This window comes from Kribbella caucasensis (assembly GCF_004361855.1).
Taxonomy (GTDB): domain Bacteria; phylum Actinomycetota; class Actinomycetes; order Propionibacteriales; family Kribbellaceae; genus Kribbella; species Kribbella caucasensis.
Genome location: NZ_SNWQ01000005.1, coordinates 165,610 through 184,090 on the forward strand (window position 1 = coordinate 165,610; position 18,481 = coordinate 184,090).

General features: G+C 68.8%; 19 protein-coding genes. 15 read left to right on the forward strand and 4 right to left on the reverse strand.

All coding sequences use genetic code 11. The features are described 5' to 3' along the window. The first annotated feature begins 539 nt into the window (after positions 1-539). From dapB to EV643_RS12570, 4 genes are all read left to right on the forward strand, one after another. Positions 540-1,286: a 4-hydroxy-tetrahydrodipicolinate reductase gene (gene dapB / locus EV643_RS12555; protein ID WP_133800204.1), complete on the forward strand. Its 747-nt coding sequence runs from the start codon at positions 540-542 to the stop codon at positions 1,284-1,286. Positions 1,287-1,342: 56 nt separating this feature from the next. Next, a complete protein-coding gene (locus tag EV643_RS12560) occupies positions 1,343-1,783 on the forward strand; it encodes a hypothetical protein (protein ID WP_133800205.1) in 441 nt (146 codons plus the stop codon). Positions 1,784-2,010: 227 nt separating this feature from the next. Continuing rightward, positions 2,011-4,503, forward strand: a complete 2,493-nt coding sequence (locus EV643_RS12565; protein ID WP_238165541.1) for an ATP-binding protein — start codon at positions 2,011-2,013, stop codon at positions 4,501-4,503. A 140-nt stretch (positions 4,504-4,643) separates the two neighbouring features. Next, positions 4,644-6,098 (forward strand): peptidoglycan-binding protein, encoded by a 1,455-nt coding sequence (locus tag EV643_RS12570; protein WP_133800207.1) that lies wholly within the window; start codon positions 4,644-4,646, stop codon positions 6,096-6,098. Between the two features lie 500 nt (positions 6,099-6,598). Here the strand turns inward: EV643_RS12570 and EV643_RS12575 are convergent, their stop codons facing one another. Then, positions 6,599-8,338: an alpha/beta hydrolase gene (locus EV643_RS12575; protein WP_133800208.1), complete on the reverse strand. Its 1,740-nt coding sequence runs from the start codon at positions 8,336-8,338 to the stop codon at positions 6,599-6,601. 168 nt (positions 8,339-8,506) lie between these two features. Between EV643_RS12575 and EV643_RS12580 the strand changes: the two genes are divergently transcribed. From EV643_RS12580 to EV643_RS12590, 3 genes are read left to right on the forward strand one after another with little or no spacing between them, the layout of a single operon-like run. Further along, entirely contained in the window at positions 8,507-9,055 is a 549-nt protein-coding gene (locus EV643_RS12580; RefSeq protein ID WP_133800209.1) for a DinB family protein, read from the forward strand. After that, entirely contained in the window at positions 9,052-9,489 is a 438-nt protein-coding gene (locus EV643_RS12585; RefSeq protein ID WP_202869531.1) for a VOC family protein, read from the forward strand. The genes EV643_RS12580 and EV643_RS12585 overlap by 4 nt, the downstream gene beginning before the upstream one ends. A 58-nt stretch (positions 9,490-9,547) precedes the next feature. Then, complete coding sequence (locus EV643_RS12590) at positions 9,548-9,970, forward strand: DUF5655 domain-containing protein (protein ID WP_133800210.1); 423 nt, start codon at positions 9,548-9,550, stop codon at positions 9,968-9,970. Between the two features lie 112 nt (positions 9,971-10,082). Here the strand turns inward: EV643_RS12590 and EV643_RS12595 are convergent, their stop codons facing one another. Continuing rightward, the gene (locus EV643_RS12595) at positions 10,083-10,466 is read right to left on the reverse strand and encodes a cupin domain-containing protein (protein WP_133800211.1); all 384 of its coding nucleotides are present in this window, start codon (positions 10,464-10,466) and stop codon (positions 10,083-10,085) included. A 53-nt stretch (positions 10,467-10,519) separates the two neighbouring features. On the opposite strand from EV643_RS12595, the gene EV643_RS12600 reads away from it, so the two are divergent. Beyond that, positions 10,520-11,527, forward strand: a complete 1,008-nt coding sequence (locus EV643_RS12600) for a GlxA family transcriptional regulator (protein ID WP_133800212.1) — start codon at positions 10,520-10,522, stop codon at positions 11,525-11,527. On the opposite strand, the gene EV643_RS12605 is transcribed toward EV643_RS12600, so the two are convergent. Continuing rightward, positions 11,516-12,121 carry a GNAT family N-acetyltransferase gene (locus EV643_RS12605; protein ID WP_133800213.1) on the reverse strand — a complete coding sequence of 202 codons (606 nt, stop codon included), beginning with the start codon at positions 12,119-12,121 and terminating at the stop codon, positions 11,516-11,518. The two genes, EV643_RS12600 and EV643_RS12605, sit on opposite strands and share 12 nt — an antisense overlap. A gap of 121 nt (positions 12,122-12,242) precedes the next feature. Here EV643_RS12605 and paaA point away from each other — a divergent pair, with 121 nt between their 5' ends. From paaA to EV643_RS12640, 7 genes are all read left to right on the forward strand, one after another. Then, the gene (gene paaA, locus EV643_RS12610; protein WP_238165542.1) at positions 12,243-13,172 is read left to right on the forward strand and encodes a 1,2-phenylacetyl-CoA epoxidase subunit PaaA; all 930 of its coding nucleotides are present in this window, start codon (positions 12,243-12,245) and stop codon (positions 13,170-13,172) included. Then, complete coding sequence (gene paaB, locus EV643_RS12615; RefSeq protein ID WP_133800214.1) at positions 13,169-13,447, forward strand: 1,2-phenylacetyl-CoA epoxidase subunit PaaB; 279 nt, start codon at positions 13,169-13,171, stop codon at positions 13,445-13,447. Before paaA ends, paaB begins: the two co-directional genes overlap by 4 nt. Continuing rightward, complete coding sequence (gene paaC, locus EV643_RS12620) at positions 13,444-14,187, forward strand: 1,2-phenylacetyl-CoA epoxidase subunit PaaC (protein ID WP_133800215.1); 744 nt, start codon at positions 13,444-13,446, stop codon at positions 14,185-14,187. The genes paaB and paaC overlap by 4 nt, the downstream gene beginning before the upstream one ends. A gap of 35 nt (positions 14,188-14,222) precedes the next feature. Then, entirely contained in the window at positions 14,223-14,711 is a 489-nt protein-coding gene (gene paaD, locus EV643_RS12625) for a 1,2-phenylacetyl-CoA epoxidase subunit PaaD (protein ID WP_133800216.1), read from the forward strand. A gap of 10 nt (positions 14,712-14,721) precedes the next feature. Next, positions 14,722-15,807 (forward strand): 1,2-phenylacetyl-CoA epoxidase subunit PaaE, encoded by a 1,086-nt coding sequence (paaE, locus tag EV643_RS12630; RefSeq protein WP_133800217.1) that lies wholly within the window; start codon positions 14,722-14,724, stop codon positions 15,805-15,807. Between the two features lie 95 nt (positions 15,808-15,902). Beyond that, on the forward strand, positions 15,903-16,697 hold the full coding sequence (locus tag EV643_RS12635) for a metal-dependent hydrolase (RefSeq protein ID WP_133800413.1): 795 nt from the start codon (positions 15,903-15,905) through the stop codon (positions 16,695-16,697). Beyond that, positions 16,694-17,422: a leucine-rich repeat domain-containing protein gene (locus EV643_RS12640; RefSeq protein ID WP_133800218.1), complete on the forward strand. Its 729-nt coding sequence runs from the start codon at positions 16,694-16,696 to the stop codon at positions 17,420-17,422. The genes EV643_RS12635 and EV643_RS12640 overlap by 4 nt, the downstream gene beginning before the upstream one ends. A 373-nt stretch (positions 17,423-17,795) precedes the next feature. Here EV643_RS12640 and EV643_RS12645 read toward each other — a convergent pair whose 3' ends face one another. Next, positions 17,796-18,299 carry a hypothetical protein gene (locus EV643_RS12645; RefSeq protein ID WP_133800219.1) on the reverse strand — a complete coding sequence of 168 codons (504 nt, stop codon included), beginning with the start codon at positions 18,297-18,299 and terminating at the stop codon, positions 17,796-17,798. Positions 18,300-18,481 lie beyond the last annotated feature (182 nt).

The window sequence follows — 18,481 nt, forward strand, 5'->3', positions numbered from 1 at the left end:
CCGGCGCGACGATTCCGTGGCCACCCCGTGCTCAAGGTCGCCGAACGCGACCGCCGTCCGCCGGCCCAGCTCGTACGGCGTGCGCGGGGCCGATCGGGTGCGCACGTTGGGCACCCACCGGGCGCCGGCGCGACGATTCCGTGGCCACCCCGTGCTCAAGGTCGCCGAACGCGACCGCCGTCCGCCGGCCCAGCTCGTACGGCGTGCGCGGGGCCGATCGCATCCGCACCTTGGGCACCCACCGGGCGCCGGCGCGACGATTCCGTGCCCACCCCGTGCTCAAGGTCGCCGAATACGAGCGCCAGCTGCGGGGAGTGGCCGATGGGCTTGCGCCGTGCGGATGGACGGCTCGCGCCGTACGGATCGACAGGTAGTAGTCGTCGGACCGGGAACTCCTTACGCCTGGCCGCTAGCGAATGTGGCGCCTGTAGGCGACTACTACCTGTCCATCCGTACGCCGGCTGCCCAAGGTCGAGTGGGGGGAGGGAGGGGTGGGGTGAGATCCTGGGGCGGGTCTGGTGTGTCTAGGAAGGGTGCGGATGATCAAGGTCGGGGTGCTGGGGGCCAAGGGGAAGATGGGGGCTCAGACGTGTCTGGCGGTCGAGGGCGCGGACGGGCTCGAGCTGGTGGCTCGGCTCGACCAGGGGGACGAGCTCGACGAGCTGACCAAGGCCGGGGCTCAGGTGGTGGTCGACTTCACCCGGCCCGAGGTGGTGATGGGCAACCTGGAGTGGTGCATCGAGCGCGGGATCCACGCGGTGGTGGGGACGACCGGGTTCGACGACGAGCGGCTGGCCACGTTGCGCGGGCAGCTCGAGGCCAGCCCCGGGACCGGCGTACTGATCGCGCCCAACTTCTCCATCGGCGCGGTGCTGATGATGCAGTTCGCCGCCCAGGCAGCCCCGTACTACGAATCCGTCGAGATCATCGAGTTGCACCACCCGGACAAGGTCGACGCGCCGTCCGGTACTGCGCGTCGTACGGCGGAGCTGATCGGCGCGGCCCGTCGTGAGGCGGACTCGGCCCCGATCCCGGACGCGACGACGACGGAGCTCGAGGGTGCGAGGGGCGCCGAGGTCGACGGGATCCGGGTGCACGGCATCCGGTTGCAGGGGCTGGTCGCGCATCAGGAAGTGATGTTCGGCCGTACCGGCGAGGTCTTCACGATCCGGCACGATTCGATGAACCGTGAGTCGTTCATGGGCGGCGTGATCCTCGGTATCCGCCAGATCGGCGACACCCCGGGACTGACCGTCGGCCTGGAACACTTCCTCGACCTCGGCTGACCGATGACGTGCGCTGACCCGTCGACCTCGGCTGCCCCGTCGACGGTGGCTGCCCGATGACGGCGAAGCGAGCGGCGATCGTGATCGCGGTGGTTTTCATCGCGTACGCCGGGCTGCTCGGCTGGCGGGGTGTGTTGCTGATCGGGACCGGTGATCCGGTGGCGATCGGACTCGGAGTCGCCGTGCTGGTGATCCCGCTGATCGGGGCGTACCTGGTCTGGCGGGAGTTCCAGTTCGGCCGGCGGACCGAGGTACTGGCTCGCGAACTCGAGCGCGACGGGCTGCTCCCGGTCGACGATCTGCCGCGCCGCCCGTCCGGCCGGATCGAACGATCGGCGGCCGACGCGGCCTTCGCGAAGTACAAGCAAGAGGCCGAGGCGGCGCCGGGGGACTGGCGGGTCTGGTTCCGCCTCTCCACCGCGTACGACGCGGCCGGCGACCGCAGACGCGCCCGAGCCGCCATGCGCACCGCCATCACCCACCACGACCACATCTGAGCCGACCGCCGTCCACACAGCCAGCTCTGAGCCGACCGCGGCCGAACGCCTGCAATAGCTGAGGAATCCTCAAGCGCTCGTTTGGTTCCACGACGTGCTTCCTGGGAGTTTGCCGGGAGTTGGCCGGGATCGCCGAAGAGTGCCTGACAACGTGGGTGGGAACGGCTAACGTCAGGGAATACGTGGCGACCGCCACGTTGAGGTCGGAGACTGGGTGGAGCCGTCCTTTGCCATCAGACGGGTCTCGCCGCGGCTCGGACGACGTGCAGGGGACGGGATTCGGTGATCTGCTCCGGCGGCACCGGCGTGAGGCCGGTTTGTCCCAGGAGCGGCTGGCCGAACTCGCCGGTCTGAGCGTCGACGCGATCGCGGCGTTGGAGCGGGGTCGTCGACGTGCACCAAGGCCACACACGCTGAGGTTGCTCGGAGACGCACTCCGGCTCGGCACGCCCGATCTCACCGAGCTCGCCGCGGCCGCCCGTCGGGACGGCGACACTCCCCGCTCGCCGATGCGGCCGCTGCCGGTCGCCGCCAACGAACTCCTCGGCCGCGCGACCGAGCTCACCGACACCAGCCGGCTCCTCGGGGAAAAGGTCACCCGGTTGCTCACCCTCAGCGGTCCGGGGGGCGTCGGCAAGACGCAGCTCGGGATCGCCGTCGCCGGTGCCGTCCGGGACAAGTTCGCCGACGGGATCTGCTGGGTCCCGCTCGCCCCGATGGCGGAAGCGGCCGCGGTCGCACCGTCGATCGCGGCGTCGACCGGACTGCACCCGCTGGACGGCGGCCGGCTCGTCGAGGAGATCGCGGATCAGATCGGCCGCCGGCATCTTCTGCTCGTGCTGGACAACTGCGAGCACGTGATCGGCGACGCGGCCCTGGTCTGCACCGCCCTGCTCGAGCAGTGCCCCAATCTCTCCTTGCTGACCACCAGCCGGGAGCTCCTGCGCATCCCCGGTGAGACCGTGTACGTCGTACCGCCGCTGGCGTTGCCCGAATCCGACCAGCAGCTGGAGGCGTCGCCCGCGGTCCGGTTGTTCGTCGATCGCGCGACCGCCCGCGGACACGAGCCGACCGAGCAGATCGACCAGGTCGCCCGCGTGGTCCGCCGGCTCGAGGGGATGCCGCTGGCGATCGAGCTGGCCGCAGCCCGGACGAATGTGCTGACCGTCGAGGAACTGGCGGTCGAGCTGGAGAGCTCGTTCGGCATCCTCAGCGGCGGATCCAGTACTGCCGGTCCGCGGCAGCAGTCCCTGTCGGGTGCGATCGGCTGGAGCTACGACCTCCTGGCGCCGCCGGAGCGGGAGTTGTTCGGCCTGCTGTCCGTGTTCGTCGGCGGGTGGACCTTGAACGCGGCCGCGGCCGTGCTGGCCGGCAAGACGAACCCGGGCCCGATCGAGCGAGCGGCGGCGCTGGACCTGACCGGCCGGCTGGTCGACAAGTCCCTGGTCCGGGTCAGCCGCGATCGCGGGATCGCGCGGTACGACATGCTCGAGGTGATCCGCGAGTTCGCCGCCGGCCAACTGGCGACGGCCGGCCGTACCGACGAGGCCGCCCGGCACCACGCGGCCTTCTACCGGACCCTGGCCGAAGAGGCCGAGTCGCACCTGCGCGGCGCGAACCAGGGGGACTGGCTCGACCGGCTCGACGGCGAGCTGGACAATCTGCGAGTTGCGATCGCGTGGGCGTTGCGGGCCCGGGCGACCGACGAGGCGGTTCGGCTGTCCGGTGGTTTGTGGCTGTTCTGCTACCTGCGCGGTTACTACGCCGAGGGCAGCGAGTGGCTCGTACGGGCGCTTGCTCTGGCCGGCGAGTCACCCACCCCGACGGCCGCGACCGCGAAGGCTTCGCTGGGCGCGGGGATGCTCGCCTTCCTGCAGTGCGAGTACGACGAGGCGACCGCCCGGTTGGAGTCCGCGCTCGCGCAGTACCAGGAGCTCGACGACACGGCCGGTACGGCGCTCGTGATGCAACGTCTCGGCGGGGTCGCCCGGGAGCGCGGCGACTACGTGACGGCGGAGAACCTGCACTGCCAGAGCTTCGATCTGTACGAAAGCCTGCGCGACCGGTCCGGGATGGCGTGGGCGCACAACCACCTGGGTTTCGTCGCGTGGTTGCGCGGTGATCTGGAAGTCGCGGCGAGGCGGTGCCGTAAGGCGCAGGACAGTTTCCGCGTGCTGGGTGACGGTGAAGGGCTCGCCTGGTCGCTGATCAGTCTGGGCACGATCGCGCAGTACAGCGGCGAACTGACCGAGGCGGAGGACCTGCTGCAGGAGAGTCTGGCGCTGTCGCAGCGACTCGGGTACCGCGAGGGCGTCGCGTGGTCGCTGAACCAGCTCGGTATCGTCGAACGCCGTCGCGGCCTGACCGAACGTGCGGTCCACCTGCTCGACGAGAGTCTGGCCGAGCACCGCGATCTGGGTGATCGCTGGCGTTCCGCGAGTGTGCTGGAGGAGTTGGCCACGGTCGCGAAGCAGCGCAACCGTTCGGAGTACGCGGCCTTCCTGCTGGGTGCGGCGGACGGGATCCGCGAGGTGATCGGCGCGCCGGTGCCGGAGGTCGAGAAGGCCGACCACCAGGCGACCCGGCAGGCGATCGAGCAGAGCCTGAACCGCCACGCCTTCCGCGCCGCCTGGTCCGCCGGCCGGGCCACCCCGCTGTCGGCGGTCGCCGACGGCTACCCCGGCCCTGCCACCAGCCCGGACCGCTCCAGCCGCCTCTGAGTTCCATGTCGTGATCGCTAGTGGGACCTGTGGGTTCCGCCTGGCGGGAATCGGTTTCGACCACGCCGGTAAGCGCTTGCCAACTGATCTGCTGGAACCCAGACTGAGCCTCCTGATCCGCCCATCAGGAAGGCTTTTCGATGTCCAGACAGTTCAGTCGCAGGAGAGTGCTGGGTGCCGGTGGGGGCGTCGCTCTCGGCGCATTCGGCCCGCTCGGCGCCGGCACCGCAGCCGCCACCCCGAACGGAACCAACGCCCCCATGAGCATCGAGAGCAACGGCCGCTGGCAGTCGGAACTGGTCCGCTACGACTCGGAGTACCGGCTGGTCTACGCCGAGGACGCCGAGGGGAACCGGATCCCCGACTTCAGTCACGCTGGTTACCGGCACGGCGACCGGCCGATCCCGCACGTCCGCACGGTCAAGACCGTCTCGCCGGTCGACGGTGACAACACGGCCCACCTGCAGGCCGCGATCGACGAGGTCGGCGCCCGTCCGCGGGACCAGCGTGGCGCCGTACTGCTTGCTCCTGGCAACTACCCGGTGGCCGGGACCCGGACGGACATCACGACCGACTGGGTGCAGGTCGGGTCGCGATCGTTCGAGGTCGCGGACGCGAGCCGGTTGAAGCGCGGCGACAGCATCATCGTGGTCCACCCGTGTACCGAGGCGTGGCTGGAATCGGTCGATTACGGCGGTACCGCGACCGATGCGGCCTGGACGGTCGGGAGCCAGCCGATCACGTACAACCGCCGGATCACCGCGATCCGCGGCAACACCGTGACGGTCGACGTACCGGTGTTCGAGCACCTCCGACGGGTCCGGTCGCAGTCCTACTTGTACGTCTGGGATCGCGCCGGCCTGGTGACCGACGTCGGTCTGGAGAAGCTGCGGATCGACATCCAGTTCGCCGGGGACCCGAACCAGGACGAGGCGCACGCGTGGATCGCGGTGAAGGTCCGGCAGGTGGAGGATGCGTGGGTCCGGGATTCCACCTTCCTGCACTTCGCGAAGGCCGGCGTGGAGACGACCGAGGCGACCCGGGTCACGGTACGCAACTGCCGCGCGCTCGATCCGGCGTCGGTGATCACCGGCGGGCTGCGGTACAACTTCAACTGCGAGGGGTTCTCGCAGCAGGTGCTCTTCGTCGACTGCTACGCGACCAAGGCGCGGCACGCGTTCATCTCGAACGGCACCAGCAGCGCGTCGGGGATCGTGTTCCTGCGCGGCACTTCGGAGGGTGCGCTGGCGTCGAGCGAAGGTCACCGCCGGTGGAGCCAGGGGATGCTCTGGGACAACCACCGTGACATCGCCCCGCAGGTGGACCTCGTGCTCGGCATCTACAACCGAGGCGACTACGGGACCGGTCACGGCTGGGCGACCGCACATTCGGTCGGCTGGAACTGCGACACCGGCACGGCCGAACTCGTCGTCCAGAAGCCACCGACCGCCCAGAACTACGCCATCGGCTGCCATGGCGTCATCACCGGCGACGGCCCGTTCGAGCAGCCCGTCGGCTACATCGAAGGGGCAAATCGCCCCGGCCTGTTCCCACCGTCCCTCTACCAAGCCCAGTACGCGGACCGTCACCGCTGAGGACACAACGAAGCCCGGGTGGTGCGTCCACCAGATCGCACCACCCGGGCTGTGACCGCTGCCGAGGCGGCACGCAGTGCAGCCCTCGGAACGGAGAGATGAGCCTCGCGAGGCACCACGACCTGGGGGATCGAAGGTACCCCGCGAGGGATTCAGGGGCGGGATGGACCGACGACTAACGGGTCCCGGCCGGCTGTGTGCCTGTCTGACCCCCCAGGCAGTCCCCCCACCCACAGCCGGCCGAAAACCGCGTCGGCGAAAGTCCCTCTCCCGTCGAGCCCTCCCAGACGACGGTTGGTCTCCCGCGCTGACTCAAGGTTGTCCTGGTCACGCTCTGTCAAACAGGGACGGAACCCTGACATCGCCCTGACAATCATGTCCTGACAACGAAAACCCCAGCCGGATTTCGCCGACGGTGACGGAAGCCTGTCGGTGTGTACCCGGAAAACGGCCGAATTCGGCCGAACTCACCGTCGAATACAGGTCAATTGCAGCGGCAATCAGGGCAAATATCCGGAAACCGCTTTCGTGAATCCTGCGATCCGGTGCAGCGGTGCCCCGGTGGCCGTCCCGTCCAGGTTGTTTCCGTCCAGGTTGTGCGTTGGCGGTGCCGGGATGCCCTCGCCCTGACAAGTGGTGTCGGCGGCCGGCGCCCGGCCCGTGGTCAGGAACGTGTTGACCAACTTGTCGACGCACTTGTTCACGCCGCCGTAGATGCCGTGGTCGCCTTCACGCGTGACCGTGATCAGCCGCGACCCGGCGTACCGGCTGTGTGCCGACGCCGCCAGTGACATGTTGGTCGCGGGGTCGTGCACCGACTGCACCATCAGCGTTGTCGGCAGGCCCGCGCCGGTCGGGGTCGGGGCAGTGAACTGCGGGCGATTCCAGTAGAAACAAGGGTTCTCGCTCATGCCCCAACCGAGCAGCGGGTAGTGCGGGCCGAGTCGCGCGGACAGGAGTTCGCCGTACTCGCGGCCCTGCGGCCATTCGGTGTCGTTGCACGTGACCGCGGTGAAGGTAGCGTTCTCCGCGTCCTCGGCGAACGGCCGGCCGAACGTGGGCAGGCCGAACGGGGCGAGCCCGACCGGGCGCCGGGTCGCGCGCTCGACGAGCTGCTGCTGGCGGGCGAGCGGAAGCGCGTCGACCTTGCGTTGCGCGGCGCGCGGTCCGCCCTGACGCTGGGCGGCCGCGAGATCGCGGAAAAAGGCGAGATCGAGGGCCAGCGAGTAGAAGTCGAGCTTTGTATACATATCCCCGGTGACGATCGCGTCCAGGGTGTTCTGGTCGTAACTGATCTTCACCGAGCCGTCGAGGAATTCTTCCACCGCGGGCTGTTTCTTCAGATCCGCCCGGAGCCGCTCATACGTGCGGATCACCAGGCGTGGCGTCCGGCCGAGGCCAAGCTGATCGTCGTACCTGGCCGCCCACCGAGCGAAGTCCTCGCGGAAGCGCCGCTCGAACGCCTGCGGCTGGGCGGTGAAGGTGTCCAGCCAGGGCCGGGTGAAGTCGGTGTTCGAGTCGAGTACGAACCGGCCGACGTGCTCGGGGAAGTAGGTCTGGTAGTACGCACCCATCCAGGTGCCGCCGGAGTACCCGACGAAGTCGATCTTGTCGTAGCCGAGCAACCGGCGGATCAGGTCGATGTCCTGGACGGTCTGCGCGGTCGTCACGTAGGGGAGCAGACCGCGCGACTGGCGTTCGCAGTACGGGCGGACCAGGCTGGAGGCCTCGGAGATCAGGTCGAGGTTCGGCCGGTCGCGGTCGCGGGCGTCCATCGAGTAGCCGGGGGAGCCGGCGCAGGTGACGTTGGTGCTGTCGCCGGTGCCGCGCGGGTCGAAGCCGACGGCGAGGTGGTCCTTGGCGAGCGGCTGCTGGCTGGCCAGGTATGGCGCCATCCCGAGCCCGGCACCGCCCGGTCCGCCCGGGTTGCCGAACACGACCCGGCTCGGCTTGCCCTTCACCGGCGCGACCTTGCTGACCGCGAGCTCGATGTCGTTCCGGTCGGCCGGGTTCCACCAGTCGTGCGGCGCGATGATCTTGGCGCAGTACGTCCGCAGCTCGGGGTCGCCGCACTGCCGCCAGGCGGGCTTCTGGTCCAGGTACTTCCCGGCCACGTACTTCGGTCTCTGGCCGCCCTGGGCGGGCAGGTCGACCGTGGCGGTGGCGCCGGAGCCGGGGATGATCATCAGGGCGGGAAGGCTGATACCGAGGCCGAGGACGGCCAGGGTACGGAACTTCATACATCCTCCAACGGATGGCCAAGCGTGACTGGACCGTCGCAATCTGTCATAGCAACGTGTCCCGGTCGAGCACCACCCCCGGCCCGTCGCGGGCTCGTCCGGGTGATAGGGCGTTTTGTCGGCGACGGCTTCTAGGCTGCGGGAGTCGACTGGACTGGGGAGGGCTGGATGAGCGGTGAGGTGCTGATCTCGCAGCTGGAGTTCTACTGGGACGCGCATCTGCGGCCGCGGCTGGACGGGCTGACGGATGCGGAGTATCTGTGGGCGCCGGCCGAGCCGAGTTGGACCGTGCACCCGGACGCGACCGGGAAGATCGTGATCGACGAGGAGGATCAGGTGTCCGATCCGCCGCCGATCACCACTATCGCCTGGCGGATGGTGCACATCGGGGTGGGCTGCTTCGCGATTCGGTGGAACACCTTCTTCGGGGACGGTCCGGCGGATGCGGACATGTTCGATCCGCGGCAGCTTCCGTCGGAGTTGCCCGGCACTGCGGACGCCGCGCTCGCGTTCCTGGATCACTGGTACGGGCGGTGGATAGGGGCGATCAAGGGGCTCGACGAGGAGGCGCTGAACGAGCCGCTCGGGCCGAGGGGCAACATCTTCGCCCAGGACTCGATGCTCGGACTGATCGCTCACATCAACCGCGAGACGATGCACCACGGTGGCGAGATCTGTTTGCTGCGGGATCTCTACCGGGCGGGAGTCGGCCGGTGACGGTGGCGTTCGATGTGCACGTGGTGTTCGACTGCGCGGATCCGGATCGGCTGGCGCGGTTCTGGATGGAAGCGCTGGGTGGGTACGACTTTCCCTTCGGTATCCCCGAGGGGTTCGCGAGCTGGGACGAGTGGGCGGACGCCAACAACATGCCGGTGGACCAGCGCAACGCCGGTCGCACCCTGGTCGATCAGGAGCGGGATCGCCCGGACATCTTCTTCTTGCAGGTGCCGGAGGGGAAGGCGGTCAAGAACCGGGTCCACCTCGACATCAAGGTCGCACCCGGACTGGACGGCGACGACCGCCGGACGAAGATCGAGGCCGAGGCGGAGCGCTTGATCGCGTTGGGCGCGACGGTCGCGATCCGGCACGAGGAGGATGGCTTCCACCTGGTGATGCAGGACCCGGAGGGCAACGAGTTCTGCCTCGCGTGAGCGCTCAGGCGGTGGACGTCGATCGCCGGGCGGAGGTGCTCCGGAGAAGGAGGGCGTGATGTGGACCTGCGCGCGGTGCGGCCGGACGTTCGCCAACACGAACCAGTCCCACACCTGCCGCCCGCTCGGCAACCTGGACGACCACTTCGCCGGCAAGGACGCGACTGTCCGGGAGACCTTCGACCGCATCGTCGAGATCGTCCGGGGATTAGGCCCGGTCGAGATCCTCCCCGAGCAGACCCGCATCGCCCTGCACACCCGGATGAGCTTCGCCGCCTTCACCCCACGCCGCCATTGGCTCGACGGCCACGTGGTCCTGGCGGAGCGCCTGTCCAGCCCGCGCTTCACCAGGATCGAGGTCTACTCACCCCGCAACATCCTGCACGCCTTCCGCCTCCATACCCCCGCCGAAGTCGACCCCGAGGTCGCCGACTGGCTGACCCGCGCGTACTCCGTGGGCCGCCAAGAACACCTCCGCTGATCAACCACAGAGCGACCCGGTCAGCCGCAGAGCCGAACTCAGGCCGGCCGGCCACGAGCATCCGCAACCCGGTGTCGTTGATCGCGGCAACCACCAACCCGGACGGGTGGGTTCAGACGGGTAGGCCGGTGTGGGTTTGGATGTGGTCGGGGAGGGGGTCGTGGCGGTCGCCGGTGGTGGGGATGCCGGCGGGTTCGATGACGACGATGGAGGCGCCGCCGTCGGAGTACGGGCGGTGTTCGACGCCGCGCGGGACGACGAAGACGCAGCCGGGGGACAGAGTCACCACGCGTTCGTCGGGGTCGCGGACGGCGATGCTGAGTTCGCCGTCCAGGACCAGGAAGAACTCGTCCGTGGTGTCGTGCACGTGCCAGATGTAGGAGCCGGCCACCTTGGTGACGCGGACGTCGTAGTCGTTGATGCGCGCGGCGATCCGTGGGCTCCACAGGTCGTCGAAGGTCTTCAGGACAGCGCGGAGATCGACAGCTTCGGTCATACGAACAATCGTCGGCGCTCGCCAGACTGCCCCGTGAGTGCTAGGAATGACACATGTCGAAAGAATCCTCGCAGAGCGGGCTGCGGGCGGAAGCGCAGTCCCGGCCGCACCGCGTCGTCGTGATCGTCGACGAGGGCTCCAACCCGTTCGAGCTCGGTGTCGCGACCGAGTTGTTCGGCCTGCGTCGTCCGGAACTCGACCGGGAGTGGTACGACCTCGCCCTCTGTACGCCGTCCCCTGCCGTCGGCATGCACCACGGCTTCTTCACCCTGACCGACGTCGCGGGCCTCGACCAGGTCGATCAGGCCGACACCCTGATCGTCCCGAATCGCCCCGACCCCGAGACCCCGCCTTCACCCGAAGTACTCGATGCTGTACGCCGTACTGCGGATCGTGGGGCGCGCCTGGTCAGCTTCTGCACGGGCGCGTTCACGCTCGCCGCGGCCGGAGTACTCGACGGCAAACGAGCGACAACGCACTGGCGCTGGGCCGAGCTGTTCGAGCGGATGTTCCCGCATGTGCATCTCGAGCCCGATGTGCTGTTCGTTGCGGACGGCAACGTGTTCACCGCGGCGGGGAGTGCGGCCGCGCTCGACCTTGGGCTGCACCTGATCAAGCGGGACCACGGTGCCGAGATCGCGAACGCGGTCAGCCGGCGCCTGGTGTTCACGGCGAACCGCGACGGCGGTCAGCGCCAGTTCATCGACCAGCCGGTACCACCGGTCGCCGACACGTCGCTCGCCCCGCTGCTGGATTGGGCCCGCGCTCAGCTCGACGGCCCGCTCACGGTCGGCGATCTCGCGGCCCGGGCGGCGGTCAGTCAGGCGACCTTGCACCGCCGGTTCCAGGCCGAGCTCGGCACGACCCCGCTGACCTGGCTCACCGGCGAACGAGTCGCCGTCGCCTGCCGGCTGCTGGAACGCGGCGAGGTCCGGCTCGACAAGATCGCCCGGCAAACGGGTCTCGGTACGGCGACCAATCTGCGGATCCAGCTGAAACGCAGTACCGGCCTCACCCCGAGCGACTACCGCCGCCGCTTCAGGCTGGAATCAGTCGGCTGACCCCGGGTCGGTGTGCAAGCGGATCTGCTTGATTCGGACGGACTCGTCGCCGTACAGGTCGAGCTCGCGATGCGCGCCGTCCGGACTCCAGCCGGCTTCGGTGTAGAAGGCCCGCAACACGTCGTCGGTCGAGTTGACCCAAACCGTCACCCGGGTGAACCCATCCGCGCGGACCGTGTCGACCACGGCGTTCAGCAGCCGCGACCCGTGGCCGGCCCGGGTCGCGGCGGGATCCACGGCCAACTCGGCGATCAACGCGTCGGACTTCGGATCCGCGTCAGGATCGTCCGACGGGGTGATCGCCGCGAAGCCGACCAGTTCGCGTCCGGCCAAGGCGACCATCACCCGGTTCCGCGCCTCGCCGGGGGAGAGGAGCGCGGCCCGCCACTGTGCGGCGAACTGCGCGGGGTTGAGGTCGAGCAGTACGTCGGCCGGCAGCAGACCGTGGTACGTCGCGCGCCACGCGGTGACCTGGATCTCGCCGATCCGGTCCGCCTCGGCGGGCAACGCCAGCCGCACACTCGACTCGGCGATCGGGTCCTCACCCATGGCCGACAGACTGACCGGTTCCGGTACGCCGAACTCGCTGCTCATATGCCCCATCCTCGCAAAGCCCGGCCCGGCCACCTCCGGCAGGACCGGTACCGTGTCCGATCTTGTGACACTTTTCGTCGGAATGGCGTTGTGGTGTCACATCTGGGCTATGCTGGCCGGCATGGACAGCTTCCAGGCCACCATCGACGCCGACGGCCGGATCGAGCCGCGCGACGCGATGCCGGAGGGGTACCGCAAGACCCTGATCCGGCAGATCGCGCAGCACGCGCACTCCGAGATCATCGGCATGCAGCCGGAGGCGAACTGGATCAGCCGCGCCCCCTCGCTGCGCCGCAAGGCGATCCTGATGGCCAAGGTCCAGGACGAGGCCGGCCACGGGCTCTACCTGTATGCCGCGGCCGAGACGCTCGGCGTGGACCGGGCGGACCTGCTGGACCGGTTGCACAGCGGCAAGCAGAAGTACTCCAGCATCTTCAACTACCCGACTCTGACCTGGGCCGATATCGGCGCGATCGGCTGGCTGGTCGACGGCGCCGCGATCGTCAACCAGGTCCCGCTCTGCCGCTGCTCGTACGGTCCGTATGCGCGGGCAATGGTCCGGGTCTGCAAGGAGGAGTCGTTCCACCAGCGGCAGGGGTTCGAGATCCTGTACACGCTGTGCAACGGCACGCCCGGGCAGAAGGCGATGGCGCAGGACGCGCTGGACCGTTGGTGGTGGCCGAGCCTGATGATGTTCGGCCCGCCGGATGCCGCCTCGACGCACTCGGAGCAGTCGATGGCGTGGGGGATCAAGCGGCACAGCAACGACGAGTTGCGGCAGCGGTTCGTCGACATGACCGTGCCGCAGGCGGATGTGCTCGGGCTGCGCGTCCCCGATGACGGTCTGCTGTACGACGAGGAGACCGGGCGCTACAGCTTCAGCGAGCCCGACTACGAGGAGCTCTACCAGGTGGTCAAGGGCAACGGGCCGTGCAACCAGCAGCGGCTGGCGAACCGGGTGAAGGCGCACGAGGACGGCGCCTGGGTCCGCGAGGCGGCGGCCGCCTATGCGGAGAAGCAGGAACTGAAGAAAGAGGAGAGTGCCGCATGATCGAGCCTCTCTGGGAGGTCTTCATCCGGTCCCGCCGCGGGCTGTCGCACACCCACGTCGGCAGTCTGCACGCGCCGGACGCGACGATGGCGCTGCGCAACGCCCGCGACGTCTACACCCGCCGGCAGGAGGGCGTCTCGATCTGGGTCGTCCGGGCCGCCGACATCACCGCGTCCAGCCCGGACGAGAAGGACGAGTTCTTCGACCCGGCCGGGGACAAGGTCTACCGGCACCCGACCTTCTACCAGGTCCCGGAAGGCGTCGACCACCTGTGAGCGACCTGTTCGAGTACACCCTCCGGCTCGGCGACGACGCGCTGATCGCGGCGCAGCGGACCGCCGAGTGGATCGCGGCCGCCCCACAGCTCGAGGAGGACGTTGCTCTCGGCAACATCGGGCTCGACCAGCTCGGCCAGGCCCGGTCCCTGCTCCAGTACGCCGGCCAGGTGGAGGGCGTGGGCCGGTCCGAGGACGACCTCGCCTACTTCCGAAACGAACGCGACTTCCGCAATCTCCAGCTCTGCGAACTCCCGAGCGGCGACTTCGCCCACACGATCGCCCGGCTGCTCTACTTCGCGACCTATCAGCACCTTCTCTACGAAGAGCTGCGGATGTCGTCCGACGAGACCCTCGCGGGCGTGGCCGGCAAGGCCGTCAAGGAGGTCGCGTACCACGTCGACCACGCGACCCAGTGGGTGCTCCGACTCGGCGACGGGACCGAGGAGAGCCATCGGCGCATGCAGTCCGGCCTCGACGCGATGTGGCCGTACACCGCGGAGATGTTCGCCTCCGACGATCTGGTACGACGGCTCGCGGGCATCGCCGTCGACCCGTCGACCTTCGCGGACGAGTGGTCGCGCCGGATCACGCAGGTGATCGACGAATCCACGTGCAGCCGGCCGGAGTCGTCGTACCAGCACGACGGCGGGCGCGATGGGCGGCATACCGAACACCTCGGCTACCTCCTCGCCGAACTCCAGCACGTCGCGCGCTCGCACCCGGGGGCGACATGGTGACCCGTGAAACTGTTGCGTCCGAACACGGGAGCGCTATGGCGCACGATTCTTCGGACGCAAGGATCTGGGCGGCGGTGGGGGAGGTCGCGGATCCTGAGGTGCCGGTGCTGACGATCGCGGATCTCGGCGTGCTGCGGGACGTGCGGCGCGAGGGGGACGAGGTGGTCGTGACGATCACCCCGACGTACTCCGGCTGTCCGGCGATGGACCTGATCCGGCACGAGGTCGAGCTGACCCTCAACTACCTCGGCGTCGAGGGCCGGGTCGAGACGGTGCTGTCGCCGGCCTGGACGACCGACTGGATGAGCGATGCGGGCAAGGCGAAGCTGGTCGAGTACGGGATCGCCCCGCCAACAGGAAAGCGTGCGGTGGACGGGCCGATCCCGTTGACGCTGACTGTTCGTTGCCCGTTGTGCGGCTCGCCGGACACGTCCGAGCTGAGCCGCTTCGGGTCCACGTCGTGCAAGTCGCTCTGGCGGTGCAACGCGTGTCGTGAGCCTTTCGACCACTTCAAGAATCTCTGAGGCCTCTGCGATGACGACGACGATGACCCGGCGGCGGGCCAGCTTCCATCCGCTGAAGGTGAAGGCGATCGAGGAGATCACCGACGACTCGGTCGCGATCACCTTCGACGTGCCGGCCGAGCTGGCTGCGGAGTACGAGTTCGCCGCCGGCCAGCACCTGACCGTCCGCCGCCCCGGCGAGGAGGTGCGACGGAGCTACTCGATCTGCGCGCCCGCGGGATCCGGCGTACTGCGGATCGGCGTCAAGCGGATCCCCGGCGGGGAGTTCTCCTCGTACGCCGCGGAGCGGTTGAAGGTCGGCGACACGATCGACGTGATGACCCCGCTCGGTCGGTTCGGCACCGAGCTGGATCCGGACAACGAGAAGCACTACGCGTTCGTCGCCGCGGGCAGCGGGATCACGCCGGTGCTGTCCCTGGTCGCGACCGTCCTGCAGGTCGAACCGCGCAGCCGGGTCACCTTGCTCTACGGCAACCGCTCGGCCGGGTCGGTGATGTTCGCCGACGAACTGGCCGACCTCAAGGACCGGTACGCCGAACGGCTGCACCTGGTGCACGTGTTGTCCCGGGAGACGACCGAGGTCGAGTTGTTCAGCGGCCGCATCGACGGTGATCGGCTGCGTCGGATGATCGATGCGATCCTGCCGGTGAAGACCGTCGACGAGTGGTTCCTCTGCGGGCCGTACGCGATGGTCGTCGGGGCGCAGGACGTGTTGCATTCGGAGGGCGTACTGCGTGAGGCCGTGCACGCCGAACTGTTCCACGTCGGCGACGAGGTCCCGGTCGCGCGGGTCCCGGAGACCGCGGTCGACGAGGACGCCGCCGAGGTCACGGTGATCCTGGACGGGCGCCGGTCGACGTTCCCGTTGGGCGAACACGCGAAGGCGGTGCTCGACGCGACCCTCGCCGTACGGTCGGACGCACCGTTCGCCTGCAAGGGCGGCGTCTGCGGCACCTGCCGAGCCAAGGTCATCGAAGGCGCCGTCCGAATGGACACCAACTGGGCCCTGGAACCCGACGAAATCCAGGCCGGCTACGTCCTCACCTGCCAATCCCACCCCACCACCCCCAAGGTCACCCTCGACTACGACGCCTAAGGATTTCTTGGGCCTGCTCGTCGTGCCTGATGAGAACTGTCGGTGGGCGCTGCGATACTCAACCCTTCACAAAACAAGGGGGTTCGCGGCGGATGATGGGGCGATCGCACGCGTTGTCCGGATGGTGCGCCGGGTTGGTGGCGGCTCCGCTGATCGGTCTCACCAGTGTCGCCGAGGTGGTGCCGTTCGCGGCCGCGACCGCCGGGTATGCGCTGGTGCCGGACCTGGATCACCCCGGGGCGAAGGCCTCGAGGTTGCTCGGGCCGATCACGCGGATCGTGTCCGCCGCGGTCCGGACCTTCTCCAGTGTCCTCTACCGGATCACCAAGGGTCCGCGCGACGAGGACAGTACGGGTAAACACCGGCACGCCACGCACACGGTCGCCGCGGCCGCTCTGCTCGGATTCCTCGCGGCGGGTGCCGGTGCCAAGGGTGGACGATGGGCCGTGCTCGCGGTCGCGCTCGCCGGGTTGCTCCTGGCCGCGGATGTCCTCGGCGACTGGATCATCACCGCGGTCATCGGCGCGGCGGTGTGGTCTGTCGCGGGCGGCGTGATCCCGGGCATGACCGCGGCCGATGCGGTCCAGGCCGGTCTGGCCGAGATCGGCAGCTGGATCGGTGTGGCGGTTGCCGTTGGCATGTTCGTGCACTGTCTCGGCGACAGCCTGACCCGGTCCGGCTGTCCGTGGTTGTGGCCGCTGCCGATCCGCGGCGAGACGTGGTACGAGATCCGCCTGCCCCGACCGCTCCGGTTCAGCACCGGCAGCTGGGTCGAGCGGCTCATCATCGTCCCGCTCCTGCTGGTCGGGAGCTTCCTGCTGATGCCCGGCGCTCTCGAGCTCGTCCGCAACTTCATCTCCACCACCTCGGTCTGGGTGGCCGGCCAATGAGATCGGTCAACCTCGGCGAGACCGGCCTCCGCGAGGTCGCACCGGGGGTCCGCCGGCAGACCGGTCTGCGCGAGCTGTACCTACACGGCAACCAGCTGACCAACCTGCCCGACTGGCTCGGCGACTTCACTGAGCTCCGGATCCTCGATGTCAGTCACCAACCGCTCGTGGCCCTGCCCGACTCACTCGGCCGGCTGAAGAGCCTTGAGTTCCTCTACGTCAGCGAACTCGCGATCTCGAGGCTGCCCAGCACCCTCGGCGACCTCGGTTCGCTCGTCTACCTCGGCGCCACGGACAACGGCCTGACCGAAGTCCCCGAATCCCTCGGCCGCCTCACCTCACTGGTCGAGCTCCGCCTGTACGGGAACCGGCTCACCACTCTCCCCGACTCGTACGGCGAACTGACGGCGCTCCGCGAGCTCCACCTCGATCGCAACCCCTTGACCCGGCTGTCCGACACGTTCGATCAGTTGACCGAACTCCGCGTGCTCAGCCTGCGTGCGAACACGTTGACCGACTTCCCGGTCCAACTCGCCCGCCTCCCACGACTCCGGCACCTGGATCTCCGCGCGAACAGGATCACCCGTCTCCCCGATCTCGCCCCCGACGCCTTCCCGGCTCTGGAGAAGCTCGATCTCCGCTGGCTCGACCTCCCCGTCGTACCGGAGTGGGTCCATGACCTGGAGCGCCGCGGCTGCCTGATCTACCGAACCGCCGCCGGCTAGCGCAGGTCGTATCCCTCCAGTCGACGCCCTCCACGCCTGGGGCCCACCGAACGAACGCCCCGACCGCGGAATACTGCCTGTCCGTCCGCACCCTTGCGTGAGATCCGGGCGCTGAGTTGGAACCGTGCATACCCTTCGGGGACCTCGGTCACGGCACGTCTTGTTCAAGCCCACCGTTTGTTGTTCAAGCCGCCGGTTCGGGACCGGGGATGGGGGGCGAGGAGTTGGAGATGGGCTCGGATCGGGGATGCGGGGCGCGCGTGGATAGTGGTGGGCCGAGGATGCGGGGCGCGCGTGGATAGAGGTGGGCCGAGGATGCGGGGCGCGGGTGGTTAGGGGTGAGCTCGGGGCCGGGATGCTGGGTGAGGGACAGCTAGAGGTGGTCTTGGGGGCGGCCGGGGAGGTAGGAGGGGACGCCTCGGGCTTCGAGTGCGGCGGCGAAGCGGCGTTGGTTGCGGGGACCGGGCCAGACTTCCCAGGTGAGGAGGGCAAGGCCGAGTGCGGCGCCGACCAGGACGATCCAGAAACTCTGGGTGATGATTCCGAGCGGAACGGAGATGAGGAACACCGCCTCACACACCGCGAACCGGACGAAAGTCGACGTGGTGAAGCGCATCCAGGACGCCGCCTCCACCTCGTGCGGCTCCCCACCGTGCTCGAGCGGTGCCGTGCGGAAGCCGACGTACTCGCAGAACGCGTACGCCCCGACCGCGAGAGCCAGGATGGCCAGAGCCCAGGTCGCGGGGAAGTCGCCGAACCCGTCGTCGGTGACGAGCACGAAGTACAGAGTGAAGGTCATCAACGGCACCGAGAGCACCATCGCGCCCACAGTCGTCGTCAGCGTGGCAGCGGAGGGCGGCCGGGAAGAGTTAGGCATCGACACCAGGTAGACGCTAGTGGACCAGGCGTCCACAGGGTGGATTATCGGCGCTGGGTGACCACGGTGTCACCGAGGGTATTATCAGAAGTTTTTCCGGATTTTCTTGGCCAGAGCTGTAACGCCTGCAGGGGCTGGGCCGATATGACCATTGAGCCTGGTGGCTGCCCGGACCCCCGAGC